Source organism: Streptomyces sp. NPDC057654 (assembly GCF_042800135.1).
In the GTDB taxonomy this organism is placed as follows: Bacteria; Actinomycetota; Actinomycetes; order Streptomycetales; family Streptomycetaceae; genus Streptomyces.
Genome location: NZ_JBHVHQ010000080.1, coordinates 1 through 16,870 on the forward strand (window position 1 = coordinate 1; position 16,870 = coordinate 16,870).

Consider the following 16,870-nt stretch of genomic DNA (forward strand, 5'->3'; position numbering starts at 1 on the left):
GAGGACGGGCGGCGCGGTGCCGTCGAGTACGTACCCGTCGCCCGTCGCGACGGCGGTCAGCGTCCCGGCGCCGAGGGCGACGGCGGCGGCGCGCTTCCCGTCGACGAGGGTGCGGGCGAGGTCGGGGCGTTCCCCGGCGGCCAGCAGGGTGGAGGCGAGGACGGTCGGCAGATACGGCCCGGGGAGCGCGGCCCGCCCCGTCTCCTCCAGAACCACCGCCAGGTCCAGCAGCTCGCCGCCGTCGCCCCCGCACTCGTGCGGCAGATGCGGCCCCAGCAGCCCCAGTTCGGCCAGCCCGCCCCACCACGCGGCCCGCCCTGTACCGCCGCCGGGCGCGTCGAGCAGCTTGCGCACCTCTTCGGGCGGTACGGCACGAGCGATCCAGCCGCGGACGGCCTGTGCCAATTCGCGTTGCTCTTGCGTGATTCCGATGCCCATGCGCGCAGACTAGAACACGTTTCATTCTGACGGAAGGTCAGATGCGGGGCTCGGTGGGCGTGCGGGCCTCGGGGGTGGGGTGGGCTTGCGCTGTACGTCCGGAGGGAGCCCGCCCCGAGCAGGGGACGCCGCCCCCGGAGCCGTTCGCAGCGTGAACCAGACCGCCTTGCCGGTGGCCCCCGCGCGTCATGCCGGGAGCGATCCGGCACGATGGGCCGTCGAGCTAACCGCCCCAGCAGCAACTCCAGCCACAGCCCCGATGCCAGCCCGACCCAGGCCCCGCCCCCAGGAGGACGCCATGGCGCCCAAGCCCGAGATTCTCGCCGCCTTCGAGGCGGCGAAGGGCTTCATGCCCCTCGACGAGGGCCTCGCCCTCCACGCCGCCGCCGAGGAGGCCGCCCGGCTCGGCCTGCCGCTGGTCGAGGTCGGTACGTACTGCGGGCGCTCGACCATCCTGCTCGCCGACGCCGCGCGGGGCGCCGGAGTGAGCGCCGTGACGGTCGACCACCACCGCGGCAGCGAGGAGCAGCAGCCGGGCTGGGAGTACCACGACCCCGACGTCGTCGACCCCGAGGTCGGCCGGATGGACACGCTCCCCGCCTTCCGCCGCACCCTGCACGCCGCCGGGCTCGAAGAGCACGTCGTCGCCGTCGTCGGCCGCTCCCCGCAGGTCGCCGCCCTGTGGGCCGCGCCCGTCGGCCTCGTCTTCATCGACGGCGGCCACACCGACGAGCACGCCACCGGCGACTACGAGGGCTGGGCCCCGCACGTCGCGCCCGGCGGCACGCTCGTCATCCACGACGTCTTCGCCGACCCGGCCGACGGCGGGCAGGCCCCGTACCGGGTCTACCGCCGCGCCCTGGAGTCCGGCGCGTTCACCGAGGTGTCGGCGACGCGCTCGCTGCACGTGCTGCGCCGTACGGGCCCAGGCATCTGAGCGGCAGGGCGCCGCTGACGCACGTACCCCGCCAGGGCCATAGCCATAGCGGCCGCGGGCACGCGCTGCGCCGTACGGGCCAGACCCCGTGAGCCGTACGGGCCAGACCCCGTGAGCCGTACGGGCCAGGGCACGTGGGCCGTACGGCCGCTGATCACGCGCCGGACGACGCCACGGGGCGGATGCCGGCGGGCAAGGGGCTAGCATCGCCCGCGTGTCGAACGGCAGACCTACCCCCGCGCCCCGCCGCCCCCGAGTCGGCCCCCTCGTCGCCGGGCTGGCCGTGCTCATACCGCTCGGCTACGCCGGCTGGCTGGCGTGGGACGCGACGGGCGGCGGCAGCGCTTCCGAGGACGACGCGAAGCGCCCGGCGGCGGGCGCGGCGCCCACCCACCCGGCGGCGCGCGCCGGGGCGCGCCCCCTCGCCGGGAAGACCGTCGTCATCGACCCCGGCCACAACCCCCGCAACCGCGACCACACCGCCGAAATAGCTCGCGCCGTTCAAGCGGGCAAGGGCCACAAGGCGTGCGACACCACCGGCACCAGCACCGACGCCGGTTACGCCGAGGCCGCCTTCACGCTCGACGTCGCGCACCGTATGCGGTCGCTCCTCGAAGAGCGCGGTGCCAAGGTCACGCTCACCCATGACGCCGACCGGCCGTTCGGGCCGTGCGTGGACGAACGGGCGAGAATCGGGAACGCGGCGCACGCGGACGCGGCGGTTTCCGTGCACGCGGACGGCTCCGCCGTCGGGAACCGTGGATTCCACGTCATTCTGCCCGCGGCCGTCAAGCAGGACGGCGCCGACACTTCGTCCATCGTCGGTCCGTCCCGAGTACTGGGCGAGGGTATTGCCGGTGAGTTCGAGCGTGCCACGGGCAGTCGCCGGGCCAACTACATCGCGGCCGGCAGCGGCTTGAATGTCCGCGATGACCTGGGCGGTCTCAACCTCTCCACGGTGCCGAAGGTGTTCATCGAATGCGGCAATATGCGCGATCCGAAGGACGCCGCCGAACTCATCGAAGCGAAGTGGCGGCAAAAAGCGGCACGCGGTATCGCGGACGGCATTACGGACTTCTTGGCGAGGTAAGAACCCGCGCAAGGCCGCTCAAAGGCCGTACGGGGCCGCTCAAAGCCGGTGCGAGGCCGTTCAAAGCGCGTACGAAGCCGCTGAAAGCCCATGCGGGGCCGCTGAAAGTCCATGCGGGGCCGCCGGGAGCCGGTGGTCAGGCGCTATAGGAGCGGCAGGCCACGCCCGTGTCACAGGGGTGAAACGATGAGGACGCCCCGACCGTCCAGGCGATATGTTCACCCGTACGATGGGGGGCCACCCCCGCGCCCTCGCACCTCGCGTTCCGGCGACAGCGACAAAGAAGACCGACGAGACCGACAAAGGATTTCAGGTGAACATCCGCTCCCTCACTAGAGGCGACGGCGTGGTGATCGGAGCAGCGGTGTTGCTGTTCATCGCCTCGTTCCTCGACTACTACTCCGTCGACAACTGCGGTAGATTCTGCGACAAGCTCGATCTCCCCAACGCGTGGTCGACGGACGAGCTTTTCCTGGTGCTTCCGTCGGTGATCCTGACCGGCCTGATCGGCGCGATCCTTATCATCGGCGCGCGTTTTCAGCCCGCCGGCCGCAAGCTCGCGGGGCTCTCGCTCGACCAGTGGGGCGCGGCCCTCACGGTGGCCTCGGCCTGGTCCGCGATCTGGTCCCTGCTGGTCATTCCCCAGAAGGCGTCGGCGGGCATCGGCTCCATCCTCACCGTGATCGCGACCCTGGCGCTGGCCGCCGCGGCCGTGCTCACGCCGCGCCTCCCGGCGCTGAAGGCGGGCCTCCTCCCGGCGGCCGGCCCGAAGCCGTCCCCGTACGGCGTGGGCCCGAACCCGGGGTACGGCTACCCCGGCCCGGGCGCCGGCCAGCCCGGCGGCCCGTCCCCGTACGGCGCGCAGCCCGGCGGCCCGCAGCCGTACGGAGCCCAGCCCGGCCCGCAGCAGCACAACAGCCAGGGCGGTCAGGTCGGTCAGGCCGGCCAGCCGATGGCCGGTCAGCAGCAGCCGGGCCCGGCCGCGCAGCAGCAGCCCGCGGCGGCGCAGCAGCCCGGTCCGGAGTTCGCGCCGTTCTGGTTCGCGGTGCCGGTGGCCCGCCCGCTGTACGCGGAGGACGGCGCTCCGACGCCGATCGCCGAGCTCGCGCCCGGCACGTGGTACCTCGCGGTGGACCAGCGCGGCCAGGCGCTCATCGCCCAGACGCAGGACGGCCGCCGCGGCGTCCTCCAGGACACCACGGGCATCCAGCGCGGCTGACACCACACTGCGCGCCTCGCATTGACGGCCCCTCGCCCGCACTTCGCGGGTGAGGGGCCGTCGCGTTGCCCGGACACCGGGGTGACGGAGGCGTTGCCGAGCCCGTATCCCGGCCCGTACAGTCACGACGCACAGAACTGACATAGCGTCAGCTACCGTGGAGGGTGTGCACCATGCGGCTCGGCCTCGCACTCGGCTACTGGGGCCGCGGCCCCGACCCCCGCCATCTCGAACTGGCCAGGCTGGCCGAGGACTTGGGATACCACTCCCTCTGGACGTCCGAGTCCTGGGGCTCGGACGCCTTCACCGCGCTGACCTGGCTCGCCGCGCACACCACGCGGATCAAGCTCGGCACGGCGGTCGCGCAGATGGCCGCCCGTACGCCCACGGCCACCGCCATGCACGCGCTGACGCTCGACCACCTCAGCGAGGGCCGGGTCCTGCTCGGCCTCGGGCTGTCGGGCCCGCAGGTCGTGGAGGGCTGGTACGGACGTCCGTTCCCCAAGAGCCCGCTGACCGCGACGCGCGAGTACGTGGACGTGATCCGGCAGGTCCTGCGGCGCGAGGCCCCGGTGGAGCTGGCCGGACGCTTCCACTCCCACCCCTACGGGGGCCCCGACGCCGCCGGTCTCGGCAAACCCCTCAAGCCGATCACCCACCCGCTCCGCGCGGACCTGCCCGTACTCCTCGGCGCGGAGGGCCCCAAGAACATCGCCCAGACGGTGCGCATCGCCGACGGCTGGCTGCCGCTGTACTGGTCCCCGGCCCGCGCCGACGTCTACGCGCCGACCCTGGCCGAAGCGCCGCCCGGCTTCCTGGTCGCCCCCATGGCCCAGGCGAGGCTCTGCGACGACGTAACCGAGGGCCTGCTTCCGGTGAAGGCGATGCTGGGCTTCTACATCGGCGGCATGGGCCACGCCACCCGCAACTTCCACGCCGACCTCATGGCCCGCATGGGCTACGAAGAAGCGGCCCGGCGCGTACAGGAATTGTTCGGTCAGGGCCGCCGCGACGAGGCGATAGCCGCCGTCCCCGACGCCTTCGCCGACGAGATCTCCCTGGTCGGCCCCCGCGCCCGCATCGCGGAACGGCTGGAACTGTGGCGCGCCGGCCCGGTGACGGACCTGCTCGTCACCTCCCCGGACGCGGCGACGCTGCGGGCACTCGCGGAGCTCAACAGCTGAGCGCACCAGGGGAGTTACGAGCACCGGGGCTGTTACGGGCGCCGGGGCCGTTCTGGGCGCCGGGGCCGTTCTGGGTTCCGGAGCTGTTCCGGGTGAACACCCACAGCACGAACCCGGCACAGCTGAACCCTGCGCCCAACGCACAGACCGCGCCCCACCCGGCCGCCGCGTAGAGGGAGGTCGCGGCGATGGCGCCGGTGGCGCTGCCGACCGAGTAGAAGACCATGTACCCGCCGATCAGCCGGCTGCCCGCGGCCGGATGGAGCGCGTAGATCAGGGTCTGGTTGGTGACGTGGACCGCCTGCACGGCGAGGTCGAGGAGGACCACCCCGACGACCAGCGCCCAGAGCGAGCCGCGAGTGAAGGCGAGGGGCAGCCACGAGGCGGTGAGCAGCGCCAGGGCGATGCCGGTGGTCCGCCGGGAGAGCCCGCGGTCGCCCAGGCGGCCCGCGGCGGTCGCGGCCAGGGCCCCGGCGACGCCGATCAGCCCCAGCGCCCCGATCGCGCTGTGGGACAGGAAGTACGGCGCCTCGCTGAGCGGCAGCGCGACGCTGCTCCACAGCGTGCTGAAGGCGGCGAAGACCAGCAGCCCGAACAGGGCCCGGAGCCGCAGCAGCGGTTCTCTTACGAACAGGGTGACCGTGGAACGCAGGAGTTGCCCGTAACGGAGGGGCGGGGCGCCGATGTCGCTCGGGGGCGTGGGCGCGGAGTGGCCGTGCCGCGGCAGTACGCGATGCAGGACCAGAGCGAGCAGCGCGGTGAGCGACGCCGAGGCGAGGTAGACGGAGCGCCAGCCCGCGAGGTCGGCGAGGAGGCCGGAGACGGTGCGGGCGAGGAGGATTCCGCTGACCACACCGCTGGTGACCAGGCCGACGACCCGTCCGCGCCCGGCGGGAGGCGCCAGTGACGCCGCGAAGGCCACCAGTGTCTGCGTGACGACGGCGAGCAGTCCCGTGGCGGCGATGCCCGCGAGCAGCATCGCCGCCGTACGGGCGAAGGCCACTACCGCCAACGCCCCGACCAGGAGCAGCAGTTGTGTGACGATGAGCCGCCTGCGGTCGGTCACGTCGCCCAGCGGCACGAGGAAGAAGAGCCCCAGCCCGTAACCGACGTGCGTGAGGGTGACGACGCTGCCGACGAGTGCCGGGCTCATGGCGAGGTCGTGGCCCATGGTCACCAGGAGCGGCTGGGAGAAGTAGACGTTGGCCACGGCGGCGCCGCAGGCGACGGCGAACAGGACGACGAGGCCGCGGGAGAGGGCGGGCGCGGAGACTCCCCCTCCCCCGGCCTCATCCCGCCACGACACAGCCTCACCGGCATTGCCGGGCATCGACACCCCTCCCTCATTTCTGGTTTCATCTTGCTACCACATAGGAAAATAGCCGCCTTGGTAGCATGTTGCAACCGTCATGAATCGTGAGAGTGAGCGAGGAACGCCATGGTGACCAGAACGCGCTTCGACGACAGCGACTGCCCCGTCGCCCGGTCGGTGGACGCGATCGGCGACTGGTGGTCCCTGCTGATCGTGCGGGACGCCTTCGACGGGAGCCGGCGCTTCGGAGAGTTCCAGCGCAGCCTCGGCGTGGCCAAGAACATCCTCACCGCACGGCTGCGCTCCCTGGTCGCGGGCGGCGTCCTCGAAACCGTCCCCGCCTCGGACGGCAGCGCCTACCGCGAGTACGTACTGACGCCGAAGGGGAAGGCGCTCTTCCCCGTCATCGTGGCGCTGCGGCAGTGGGGCGAGCAGAACTTCTTCGCCCCCGGCGAGCCGCACTCGGAGTTGGTCGACCGCAGGGAGGAACGCCCTCTCCGCGCGCTGGAAGTGCTGTCGGCAGACGGCCGGCGGCTGGACTCCGAGGACACCGAGGTCCACAAGCTCTCCGCCGAATAGTTCGAGGCGGCGCGGCAGCGGGGTGGCGTCAGGCGTCGGCGGACGGCGGCTTGCCCTTGCCCCGGAGCCAGGTGTCGAAGACGCGGCCGAGGTCCTTGCCGGTGTGTTCTTCGAAGTGCCGGATGAACTGTGCGGTGTCGGCGTTGCCGTGCCGGTGGTCGTGGGTCCAGGCGCGTACGGCCTCGAAGAAGGGCTTGTCGCCGACGGCCTTGCGCAGCTTGTGCAGGACCATGGCGCCGCGGCCGTAGACCGGCGAGTCGGAGACGCGCGCCCCCGAGGGCGGGTCGGCGGGCGGGAAGGCCCAGATGCCCTCGCTCTCGTCGTCGCTGTTGTCGTAGAAGTCGGCGAAGATCTGGTCCGTGGAGCGCCCGCCCGTCTTCTCCTCCCACATCCACTCGGCGTACGTCGCGAAGCTCTCGTTCAGCCACATGTCGCGCCAGGTGCGCGGGGTGACGGAGTTGCCGAACCACTGGTGGGCCATCTCGTGCACCACGAGGGCCTCGTCCGGCGCCGCCTCGAAGTACGGCTTGGTCTGGGTCTCCAGGGCGTAGTCGAGGCCGGGGAGATGGTCGACGATCGCGCCCGCGCTGCTGAAGGGGTACGGGCCGAAGAGGCCGCGCTCCCAGTCGAGGACCTCGTCGATGGTGCCGGGCACGTCGATGCTGTCGTCGGCCTCGGTCTCGGCCTCCTCGGGATCGGTGGCGACGTAGAGGGGGATGTCGCCGGACTTCGAGGTGGCGACGTCGAAGTCGCCGATGGCGACGGTGGCGAGGTAGCTGGCCATGGGTTCGCCGTTGTGCCAGGAGAAGGTGGTGCGGTCGCCCTTGGTCTCCTTGCGCTTCAGCTCACCGTTGGAGACGGCGGTGAGATCCTTGGGGACGGTGACGGTGATGTCGTAGGCGGCCTTGTCCGAGGGGTGGTGGTTGCCCGGGAACCAGGTCATCGACCCGGTGGGCTCGCCCAGTCCGACCGCGCCGTCCGACGTCTCGATCCACCCTTCCTTCGCGCCGTCGTCGCCCATGACCGTCTTCGGGACGCCGTCGTATTCGACGGTCGTCGTGAACTGGCGGTCCTTGCCGACGGCGGTCTCGGGCGTCACCGTCAGCTCGGTGCCTTCGCGTGCCGTACGCGCCGCCCTCCCGTCGACGGTCGCGCCGCGCACCGTCAGTCCCTTGAGGTCCAGGTTGAACGCGCTGAGCCGCTGGGTGGAGCGGGCCGTAATCACGGCCTTGCCCTTGAGGCGGTTGCCGTCGGGGTCGTAGTCGAGCGTCAGGCCGTAGTGGCTGACGTGGTAACCGCCGTTGCCGAGCCCCGCGAAGAGCGGGTCCCCGACCCCGGCTGCCCCGGCGGTCGCCGCCTTCTCCTCGTGGCCGGAGCTCGTACAGGACGCGGTGAGCGCGAGGACGAGCGGCAGGGCGCAGACCAGGAGGAGGCGGCGCGCGGCCGGGCGCCGTGCGGCGGGCGTGCTCGGTGTGACGCACGTGCTCGGTGTGGTCATTCTCGGAGATTCCCCCCAGTCAGCGATCACCCGAGCATAGAAGACGGGCGGCGAAAGACGACGGCGCCCGCGCCCCTCACCCGGTCACGCGAACTTGACCCGCTCCAGCCAGAAGTCCAGCAGCTCGGCGTCGCCGATGACCTCCACGCGCCCCGCCGAGACCGGCTGCCGCCGGAAGACGACCAGGAGTACGTCGGTGATGGAGCCCCGGAGGGCGACGGCCGCCTTTTCGTGAGCCTGCCGGACGACTATGGCGTCGCCGGTGAGGTCGAGCAGCCACTCGGCTTCGACGCCGGGGACGGCGTCGGTGCCGTGGAAGTGCAGGGTGCGCCCGGGGCCGAGCAGTTCGCGCAGCTCGGGCCGTGCCTCCATGAGCTGCGGCAGGGCGCCGATCTGGAGCCATTCGTCGATGGTGTCGGCCCCGACCTCCCCGTCGACGGCGAACTCCGCGCCCAGCGTCAGATCCACGTCCGCGCGGTGCACGACGGTCTCGTGCGCCATGCGCCGGGCCCAGAAGGAAACGGACCCCGTACCGAAGAACACCCACACGTCCACCTCGGGCCCGGTCTCGTGCAAGGTCCGTACGAGCTCGGCGGCACCATCGCGCAGCCAGGCGGCGAGGGTGTGTACGTCCGCGCCCTCGGGACCGGAGATGCCGCTGACCTGCTCGTCCGGGACAAACTCGGTCGCCCGCGTCCGTACGGTCGCCTCGACCCGGCGGTGGGCCCCGCCGAGGTGCCGCAGCAGATCTTCCAGGGTCCACTCGGGACAGGACGGCACCATGGCCTTGAGGTCGGCATCGACCAGGGAAGTCGCCAACTGCTCGGTCTGGAGGAGGATCTCGTCGCAGTAGCGCTCAAAGCTGAGAAGAGTCATGACGGCAGACTAAACGCCCCCACTGACAACGCCCCCTACCCGTCTTCACGACCCTTTCTTGACGTCCGAGAACGACGGCACTTTGTCGTCGACCTCGGCCCCCGCCCCCTTGCCCGCGTCCTTGACCCCGGTGATGACGTTCTGGAAGGAGCTGACGTCGCCGTCCACGTTCTCCCCCCGGCGGATTTTGCTCCCGAGCCCCTTGAGCGAGGCGATGCCCGCGCCGAGCGGGGCGACGGCCTTGGAGAGCGTCGGATCCCCCTTGGCGTTGGCGGTGGCGGCCTTGAGCCGGTTGTAAGTGAAGGCCCCGGCCAGCCCCGCCTTCACCATCGCGGTGACCCGCCCGTTCGCCCCCTTCTTGAACTTGCCGTTCCGGTACGGCTTCACAATCCACTGATACGTGGCCCCCGCCGCCAGCCCCGCATTGGCCACGAACCGCGTCTTGGCGAACTTCTGCCGCTCCGCCGACGTACTGGCCGACGGCGTCGCCCCGCCCTCGCCGTCCTTGTCCTTGCTCCCACACCCTGTCCCCGCCAGCAGCAGACCGCTGAGCAGCAAAGCGATGACGGCATGACGCATCGTGACGCGTACGGACACGGCGGACCTCCGGAACGGGACGCTGACGGGACACACTCCCTGGCAGGGTCGCCCAACCACCCCGCTACCGCGACCCCAGCACACCCGTACGAGTCACCTCCCCGACCCCGCCCCCGCCGACGGGCTCGCCCATCTGGAACCACACAGTTTTCCCGGGCCCCGGCCCGTCGAGACAGATGCCCCAGCGGGCGGCGCAGGTCGCGATGAGGTACATACCGCGACCGTGGACGGCGTCGGGAGCCGAACTGCACACGGCGGGCACCCCGGGTGCGGCGTCCCGCACGTGAATACGGAGCTCCCCTTCGCTCCGCCACTCGCCGTGGAGGGTGATGGGGTACGCACAACCGGCACCCGCACACGCCGTGATCGCGTTCGTGACACTCTCGGAGGTGAGCAGCACGGCGAGTTCGGTGAGTTCGGACCGCTTGAGAGCGAGGGTGGAGGTACGGACAGTTTCCCGGCACGTACGGACCCAGGCGGGGTCGGGCGGGAACGTGAGCGAGAAGTCGGGATGCGGGGTGGGGACGGTGCACATAGTGCGCCTCCACATAGGTGAGGGGAGTAAGGCAGACGGAACTGAGCCTCTCGGCGAACCCCGTCCGACAGTGGTGGCGATGTCACGAGCGTTGGCCCACGGTGCACTTCCGACTTGCGCCGGGATGGGAGTTCAATTCTGAAGGTAGAGCACTCAGGGTTGCAGCCTGTACCCGATTCGCCTTCGTTCGCTCCATCGAGTGACGAGGCGGGAATCCCGCTCGAACCCGTCCCTGACGGCTGCTAGGAGTCTCCTATGGGACTTCGTACCAACCCGACCCAGCTTCAGCGCCGACTCGGACGTGAACTGCGGCAACTACGCGTCCGCAGCGGCATGTCCGCCATTGACGCCGGCGCGCTCGTGGGCCTGGGCGGCCCTCACCTGAGCCACATCGAGGCTGGCCGCACGGCCATCCCCGAGCCGAAGTTGCGTACCCTCACTCGCGCATACGGATGCAAGTCTGGAACCTACGTCGAAGCCCTGGTGGCCATGGCCAGAGGCGACCAGGGCGGCTGGTGGCGCGGGTTCCGCCATGACGTGGACGCGAGAGCACTCGACTTGGCCGAACTGGAAGCGGCTTCCCCTTCCTTCTCCGGGGTCGAGACGGTGAACATGCCTGGCCTGCTCCAAACCCCCGAATACGCCAAAGCCCTCTTGGAGACGCGCAACCGGGACGCCGACGCCACCCGGCGCTTCTGCGAGTTCCGGCTCAGGAGACAGGAAGTCCTGACGCGCGACCCTGCACCGAATTACCACGCAATCATTCACGAAGCCGTGTTCCACATGTACTTCGTCGATCCCGAGGTTTTGCGTCGTCAGCTCACGCACCTCATCGATGTGGCCCGGCTTCCGAACATCACCATCCAGATCGTGCCCTTCCGCTCCGGCCCGCTTCCAGCCGTGGGCGGCCCCTTCGTCCTGTTCGGCGGAGCTGAGCCCGAATTGAGCACGGTCTACATGGAGCACGATGTCGGCGCCGACTTCCTCAGTACCCCCGAGCACATCGCGCGTTACCGCACGATCTTCGACCGCCTGTCCGTTCTGGCGTTGCCGCCCCTCGTCCCGGAAACCGAACGCAGGTTCACCTCGCAACGGGATTCGCTTAGCCTTTTGCAGCACCTGCTGTACATCCTGTGAGGGGAACCCCATGTCCACGCTCAACTGGCAGAAATCCTCCATGAGCAGCAGCGACGGCAACACCAACTGCCTGGAGTTGGCCGCCGCCCCCACCGGCACCCTCCACCTCCGCGAGAGCACTGTCCCAGGCACCGTGCTGAGCACGTCCAAGCCCGCCATGCGGGCACTGCTCGGCTGGGCGAAAGGACCGGCGGCGACGGGGCGGCGGTAGCGGCGCGGGACCGCCCTCGCGACCGCATGGCCAGTCCGACTGCCCCCGGTGGTGCCCTCGCGGCCCTACCCGACCTTGGCATGCTGAAGGACAATCTCGTTCCGCCGTCCATCCACCATCGAGGGGAGCCGCCCATGCGCGCGCAGGACAACGGCAAGGAGCGGGACCGTGGGAACGGCCCGGCGGGGCCCCGGTCCCGGCCGGCGCAGGCGCCCGAGTGGACGGCCGGGGTCCGCTCGCTCCAGCGGCTGGCCGGAAACGCGGCCGTCTCGCGCGCGGTGGACGAGGCTCGGCACCAACACGGGCCGGGGTGCGGGCACGGGCAGCGGCTGGGGGAACGGCCCCTCGGAGTCCCCGCCACGGCAGCCGAGCACGTGCAGCGCGCCGCCGCGACACGCGCCGGGCACGTACAGCGGGCGCCAGGGGGCGCTCCGGCGGCCGCGCCGCAACCGCAGGTCGGGCTGCCGCCGGACCTCAACGCGGCGCTCGGCAAGGAGGTCCCGGACTACTGGAACGATCTCCAGTGGACCGACAGCGGGAAGGGTTACCACACGGCCTCCCTACCTCGCGATCACCGCGTGTGGAAGGCCATCGAGAGCTACGGCCAGCTCTCCCAGGAACGCGCGCCCGTCACTGCGCCGAAGGGTGAGGCGACCCGGATGGCGGAGTCGAAGAAGCGGCTCGCGGACCCGGCGATCACCGACGAGCAGCGCGCGTCGCACACGCGTCGGCTCCAGGAGGGGAAGCCCGGCGGTCCGCCGCCGCCCAGCAGCGCGCACATGGACATCGTGGAGATCGTGGTCTGCGCCAACCCCACGCTGTGGGAGAAATACGCGACCAACCGGCAGCTCTACCACCAGTCGCTGGTCTCGGTCGACAAGCAGGGACTCAAAGCCTCGGGCAAGGACCGCAGCGAGCGGGTCCCCTGGTCCACCGGTCGCCGGCCCGACCTCGGCGGCGCGGCGTCGACCTCGCGCCAACCCGGCTACCAGCAGCACCCCGGCCAGTCCCGGTCGGACGTGCCCCAGAGCGCCGGGGAGGGCTTCCTCTGGCACGGCACCAGTACCGACGTCATGGACCTGATCGACAAGAACGGGCCGGCGCCCGAGAAGGGCCGGAACAAGGGCACCGAGGACAAGCCCCAGTACGGCGTGCTGGGCCAGGGCACGTACGTCGCCGACAACTCCTCCAAGGCGCAGACGTACTTCGCCTGCCCCCAGTGCGAGGACCCCGAGTGCACGGACGCGTCGCATCCTCCCCGGCAGTTGATGCTGATGCGCGGCCTCCTGGGCTCACCCGACTTCGCGCACCTCGGGCACAACAGGCGGGCCGAGAACCACGAGACGATGAAGGACGGTCGCACGTCGGTGATGAGCCCCGGCATCAAGAAGAACCCGGCCCGGCTCGGCGCGACAGGTACCAACGAATTCCTCATCAAGGACAAGGCGTTGCTCTACCCGGAGATCCGCGTCCACTACCGGCGGTCCGCGCGGTGATAGCACAGCACGGCCGCCCCGGGACGGGAAGCCTCGGGACCCTGTCATCCAACTCCCTTGCCGTCAGGCTGGTTTGAGCCGTTCACCACGGGCCACTCGGGCCCTATGTCCAAACACATTCGCCAGGGGACCAATGGCGCGGCGACAGCCGTGATCGTCGTCGCGGATGTCACCGCGCTGATCCTCGGGTTGTGGATTCTCTTCTACGTGCTCGACGCCAACCGGGCGAACGACCTGGTCGGGTTCGTGCACGATGCCGCCCGTTGGCTGGCGGGGTGGTCGTATGACCTCTTCACCATGCGTACGGACTGGCTGCGTACGCTGCTCAACTACGGGCTGCCCGCCGTGATTTATCTGATCGTCGGGCACGCGGTCGCGGCCCGGATTCGGCGCGTCTAGCGCACTGGTTTTGCCCTGTCGCCCTGGTCACTCGGATCATCTACAGTCTGGAGCCCGACCTGCCAATGGAAAGGCCCAGGAGGTTTCGTTGTCCCCGGCGCCGGCATCTCCGAACAGCGACCCGGACCCCGTCCCCGACCCAGATCCCGGACCAGTGCCTCCGCCCCGGCGGCGGGGGTTCATGCGCCGGTTACGGGTGTGGTTCGGCGGTCTGAGCGAGACCGGGAAAGTCGCTCTTGTCGCGGCTGTGATCACGACCGTCGGCGGAGGGGTGTTCGGCGTGGTCACCGCCGCCACTTCCGCGTTGGGCGGCGGGGGCGACGCGGGCGGCGAGGGGACGCCGCAGAAAGCGGCTGCTGCCAAAACGCCTTCTGCGGGCAGTACGCCTGGTGGCCGGCCAGGCACCGGCCTGCCCACCCCTGCCGCCACGTGCACGGTCCGCTCCGGGTTCCTGTACTGCACAGGCGATGACCGAGCGGTCAAGTTGTACCGTCAACGCGACGAAACGTCCGAGCGCGTCTTCAAACTCACCCATACCCCCATCCGTTATTCGTGCTGGGGGTATGGCCATCTCGACTCGGAAGGCAACGACATCTGGTATTGGACGGACCGCGATAGCGGGCCCTATTGGGGCAATGCTCCGGCGTCAGATGTGCGCACCGATCGGCACCCCCCTCTCTACCTGCATGAGTGCTCGACCTGACTCAGCGTCAGCAGCAGTCCGGTGTCAGCCCCCTCGGCAGGCCCTCGCCGCCGAAGACCGCCGTCGTCGGCTCGTCGCCGCCCAGGGCGGCCACGGCCAGGAGCAGCGAGGCCGCCGTCCACGTGGTCCGCTCCTCGGGCCAGATGGCGTCGTCTTCGTAGACGTAGCCGGTCCAGTAGAGGCCGCCCGGGGCGCGGAGGTGGGGCTGGATCCATTGGAGGATCTGGACGGCACGGTCGGATTCGCCGATCGCCCAGAGGGCCAGGGCCAGTTCGCAGCTCTCGCCGCCCGTCACCCAGGGGTTGGGGAGGATGCAGCGGACACCGAGGTCCGGTACGACGAAGCGGTCCCAGCGGGACTCGATGCGGTCCTTGGCTTCGGGGCCGGTGAGGGCGCCGCCGAGGACCGGGTAATACCAGTCCATGGAGTACTGGCTCTTGTCGAGGAAGCGTTCCGGGTGGCGGCGGATCGCGTGGCCGAGCAGGCCGACGGCCAACTCCCAGTCGGGCTGCGGCTCTTCGCGGTGTTCGGCGATGGCCAGGGCGCAGCGCAGCGCCTGGTGGACGGAGGAGGAGCCGGTGAGCAGCGCGTCCGCCACCGGAGCGCCGTCGTCCTCGCGCTTCCAGCCGATCTGGCCGCCGGGCTGTTGCAGCGCCAGGACGAACTCGACCGCCGCGAAGACCACCGGCCACATCCGGTCGAGGAAGGTGTCGTCGCCCGTGGAGAGGTAGTGGTGCCAGACGCCCACCGCTACGTACGCGACGAAGTTCGTCTCCCGGCCGCGGTCCGCCGGCTCCGCCGTGTTCACGCCGCCCGGCTCGTCCGTATAGGCCGCGTACCAGGAGCCGTCCCGGTTCTGGTGCTCCGCCAGCCACCGGTACGCGGCCTCGGCGCGGTCGTGTTCCCCCGCCGCGTCCAGCGCCATCGCGGCCTCCACGTGGTCCCACGGGTCCAGGTGGTGCCCGCGGAACCAAGGGATCGCGCCGTCCGTGCGCTGGACAGCGGCTATGCCCGCCACCGTGCCGGCGGCCTGTTCGGCGGTGAGGACCCCGGCGAGTTCGAGGCGTTCGGTACGTTCCGGCGACGTCATTCGGCGGCCGCCGCGACCGGCGCGGGCAGGTGCGGCTTCGTCGCGTACGCCACGAAGCTCTTCCCGATGAGCGGGTTGAGCGCCTGTTCCGCGAGGCGGGTGGCCAGCGGTTTCTTCATGATGTCCCAGACCAGCAGCTGGTGGTACGCGCGTACCGGCAGCGCCTTGTCGTTGTCCACGCCGAACGCGCACTTCAGCCACCAGTACGGGCTGTGCAGGCCGTGCGCGTGGTGGGTCCCGTACGGCTTCAGGCCGGCCTCGCGCATCTTGCCGAGCAGTTCCTCGCCGCGGTAGATGCGGATGTGGCCGCCCTCCACCTCGTGGTACGCGTCGCTCAGCGCCCAGCAGACCTTCTCCGGCCCGTACCGGGGCACGGTGACGGCGATCCGGCCGCCGGGGCGCAGGACCCGGACCATCTCCGCGAGCACCCCCTTGTCGTCCGGGATGTGCTCCATGACCTCGGAGATGATCACGACGTCGAAGCTGTCGTCGGGGAACGGCAGCGCCAGCGCGTCGCCCTCCATCGCGGTCGCGGTCGCCCCGGCCGGGGCCTCGCCCGCCTCCTTCATCGCCGCGAACCACTTGGCGACCTCGCGGATCTCCTCGCCGTTGCGGTCGAGCGCCACGACCTGTGCGCCGCGCCGGTAGCACTCGAAGGCGTGCCGCCCTGCGCCGCAGCCCAGATCGAGGACGCGATCGCCTGCGGCGAGCGGGAAGCGGGAGAAATCGACGGTCAGCACGGGGTCTGCCTTCTGTCTCGGCTGTCGGGCTGTCGGGCTGTGGGACTGTCTGGCTGTCTCGGGTCGGGTCGGGGCGGGGCGGGCTGTCCCGCTACCCCCGCCCCCGTCTCGGCGGCGTCCCCGCCGGGCGGCGGCTCTCCGCCATCGCCGCGCGGTAGCGCTCGACCGTGCCGAGAGCGGCCTGTTTCCACGTGAAGCGGGCCAGTACGCGCTCCCGTCCGGCGGCTCCGAGCCGGCGCCGCAGTTCGGCGTCGCCCAGCAGCCGGCCGAGTCCGGCGGCGAGCGCCTGCGCGTCGCCGGGCGGCACGGCCAGGCAGGTCTCCCCGTCGGGGCCGGCGACTTCGGGGATGGCGCCGCCCGTGGTGGCGACCAGCGGGGTGCCGGTCGCCATGGCCTCGGCGGCGGGCAGCGAGAAGCCCTCGTAGAGGGAGGGCACGCAGGCGATCTGGGCGGAGCGCATGAGGTCGACGAGCTCGGAGTCGCTGATGCCCTTCACGAATTCCACGGCGTCCCCCAGCCCGTACCGCTCGATCGCGGTGGCCACCGGGCCGTCCTCCGCGCGCTTGCCGACGACGACCAGGTGCGCTTCGGGGTGCTCGGTACGGGCCTTCGCCAGCGCCTCCACGAGGTGGACGAGGCCCTTGAGGGGGACGTCCGCGCTGGAGGTGGTGACGATGCGGCCGGGGACCTCGGGGACGGCCGGGTCCGGGGAGAAGAGGCCGGTGTCGGCGCCGATGTGGACGACGTGCACCCGGTCGTCGCGTACGCCGAGGTCGTCGACGATCTCCTGGCGGGAGGAGCCGGAGACGGTGAGCACGCTCGGCAGTCT

19 protein-coding genes are annotated in these 16,870 nt (G+C 71.0%); 10 read left to right on the forward strand and 9 right to left on the reverse strand.

What is annotated here, in order from left to right:
• On the reverse strand, positions 1-438 hold a 438-nt coding region (locus ACFU99_RS09545; protein WP_384388262.1), incomplete at its 3' end, for an acyl-CoA dehydrogenase family protein.
• A 259-nt stretch (positions 439-697) separates the two neighbouring features.
• Here ACFU99_RS09545 and ACFU99_RS09550 point away from each other — a divergent pair.
• The 4 genes from ACFU99_RS09550 to ACFU99_RS09565 all read left to right on the forward strand — a co-directional run bounded on the left by ACFU99_RS09550 (position 698) and on the right by ACFU99_RS09565 (position 4,868).
• Positions 698-1,375, forward strand: a complete 678-nt coding sequence (locus tag ACFU99_RS09550; protein ID WP_384388264.1) for a class I SAM-dependent methyltransferase — start codon at positions 698-700, stop codon at positions 1,373-1,375.
• 214 nt (positions 1,376-1,589) lie between these two features.
• Complete coding sequence (locus ACFU99_RS09555) at positions 1,590-2,465, forward strand: N-acetylmuramoyl-L-alanine amidase (protein ID WP_384388267.1); 876 nt, start codon at positions 1,590-1,592, stop codon at positions 2,463-2,465.
• Between the two features lie 313 nt (positions 2,466-2,778).
• On the forward strand, positions 2,779-3,684 hold the full coding sequence (locus ACFU99_RS09560) for a hypothetical protein (protein WP_384388269.1): 906 nt from the start codon (positions 2,779-2,781) through the stop codon (positions 3,682-3,684).
• A gap of 173 nt (positions 3,685-3,857) precedes the next feature.
• Entirely contained in the window at positions 3,858-4,868 is a 1,011-nt protein-coding gene (locus tag ACFU99_RS09565) for an LLM class F420-dependent oxidoreductase (RefSeq protein ID WP_384388271.1), read from the forward strand.
• Here ACFU99_RS09565 and ACFU99_RS09570 read toward each other — a convergent pair.
• Complete coding sequence (locus ACFU99_RS09570; protein WP_384388273.1) at positions 4,858-6,198, reverse strand: MFS transporter; 1,341 nt, start codon at positions 6,196-6,198, stop codon at positions 4,858-4,860. The two genes, ACFU99_RS09565 and ACFU99_RS09570, sit on opposite strands and share 11 nt — an antisense overlap.
• Positions 6,199-6,306: 108 nt before the next feature.
• Here ACFU99_RS09570 and ACFU99_RS09575 point away from each other — a divergent pair, with 108 nt between their 5' ends.
• A complete protein-coding gene (locus ACFU99_RS09575; protein WP_384388276.1) occupies positions 6,307-6,759 on the forward strand; it encodes a winged helix-turn-helix transcriptional regulator in 453 nt (150 codons plus the stop codon).
• A gap of 28 nt (positions 6,760-6,787) precedes the next feature.
• Here the strand turns inward: ACFU99_RS09575 and ACFU99_RS09580 are convergent, their stop codons facing one another.
• The 4 genes from ACFU99_RS09580 to ACFU99_RS09595 form a co-directional block, all read right to left on the reverse strand.
• Positions 6,788-8,257, reverse strand: coding sequence for a M1 family metallopeptidase (locus ACFU99_RS09580; protein ID WP_384388279.1), 1,470 nt, complete (start codon positions 8,255-8,257; stop codon positions 6,788-6,790).
• A gap of 84 nt (positions 8,258-8,341) precedes the next feature.
• Positions 8,342-9,133, reverse strand: a complete 792-nt coding sequence (locus tag ACFU99_RS09585; RefSeq protein WP_384388282.1) for a maleylpyruvate isomerase family mycothiol-dependent enzyme — start codon at positions 9,131-9,133, stop codon at positions 8,342-8,344.
• Positions 9,134-9,178: 45 nt separating this feature from the next.
• A complete protein-coding gene (locus ACFU99_RS09590) occupies positions 9,179-9,712 on the reverse strand; it encodes a hypothetical protein (RefSeq protein WP_384388310.1) in 534 nt (177 codons plus the stop codon).
• Positions 9,713-9,794: 82 nt separating this feature from the next.
• Positions 9,795-10,265: an ATP-binding protein gene (locus ACFU99_RS09595; RefSeq protein ID WP_384388285.1), complete on the reverse strand. Its 471-nt coding sequence runs from the start codon at positions 10,263-10,265 to the stop codon at positions 9,795-9,797.
• 255 nt (positions 10,266-10,520) lie between these two features.
• On the opposite strand from ACFU99_RS09595, the gene ACFU99_RS09600 reads away from it, so the two are divergent.
• From ACFU99_RS09600 to ACFU99_RS09620, 5 genes are all read left to right on the forward strand, one after another.
• Positions 10,521-11,402 (forward strand): helix-turn-helix domain-containing protein, encoded by an 882-nt coding sequence (locus ACFU99_RS09600; RefSeq protein WP_384388288.1) that lies wholly within the window; start codon positions 10,521-10,523, stop codon positions 11,400-11,402.
• A gap of 10 nt (positions 11,403-11,412) precedes the next feature.
• On the forward strand, positions 11,413-11,613 hold the full coding sequence (locus tag ACFU99_RS09605) for a DUF397 domain-containing protein (RefSeq protein ID WP_384388291.1): 201 nt from the start codon (positions 11,413-11,415) through the stop codon (positions 11,611-11,613).
• 134 nt (positions 11,614-11,747) lie between these two features.
• A complete protein-coding gene (locus tag ACFU99_RS09610) occupies positions 11,748-13,109 on the forward strand; it encodes a DUF4157 domain-containing protein (RefSeq protein ID WP_384388294.1) in 1,362 nt (453 codons plus the stop codon).
• A gap of 105 nt (positions 13,110-13,214) precedes the next feature.
• A complete protein-coding gene (locus ACFU99_RS09615) occupies positions 13,215-13,508 on the forward strand; it encodes a hypothetical protein (RefSeq protein WP_384388296.1) in 294 nt (97 codons plus the stop codon).
• Between the two features lie 247 nt (positions 13,509-13,755).
• Positions 13,756-14,211, forward strand: coding sequence for a hypothetical protein (locus ACFU99_RS09620; protein WP_384388299.1), 456 nt, complete (start codon positions 13,756-13,758; stop codon positions 14,209-14,211).
• 7 nt (positions 14,212-14,218) lie between these two features.
• Here the strand turns inward: ACFU99_RS09620 and ACFU99_RS09625 are convergent, their stop codons facing one another.
• The 3 genes from ACFU99_RS09625 to ACFU99_RS09635 form a co-directional block, all read right to left on the reverse strand.
• Positions 14,219-15,301, reverse strand: coding sequence for a prenyltransferase (locus ACFU99_RS09625; protein WP_384388302.1), 1,083 nt, complete (start codon positions 15,299-15,301; stop codon positions 14,219-14,221).
• Complete coding sequence (locus tag ACFU99_RS09630) at positions 15,298-16,041, reverse strand: class I SAM-dependent methyltransferase (protein ID WP_384388305.1); 744 nt, start codon at positions 16,039-16,041, stop codon at positions 15,298-15,300. The genes ACFU99_RS09625 and ACFU99_RS09630 overlap by 4 nt, the downstream gene beginning before the upstream one ends.
• Before the next feature lie 91 nt (positions 16,042-16,132).
• A partial coding sequence (locus ACFU99_RS09635) for a glycosyltransferase family 4 protein (protein WP_384388307.1) occupies positions 16,133-16,870 on the reverse strand: 738 nt, incomplete at its 5' end.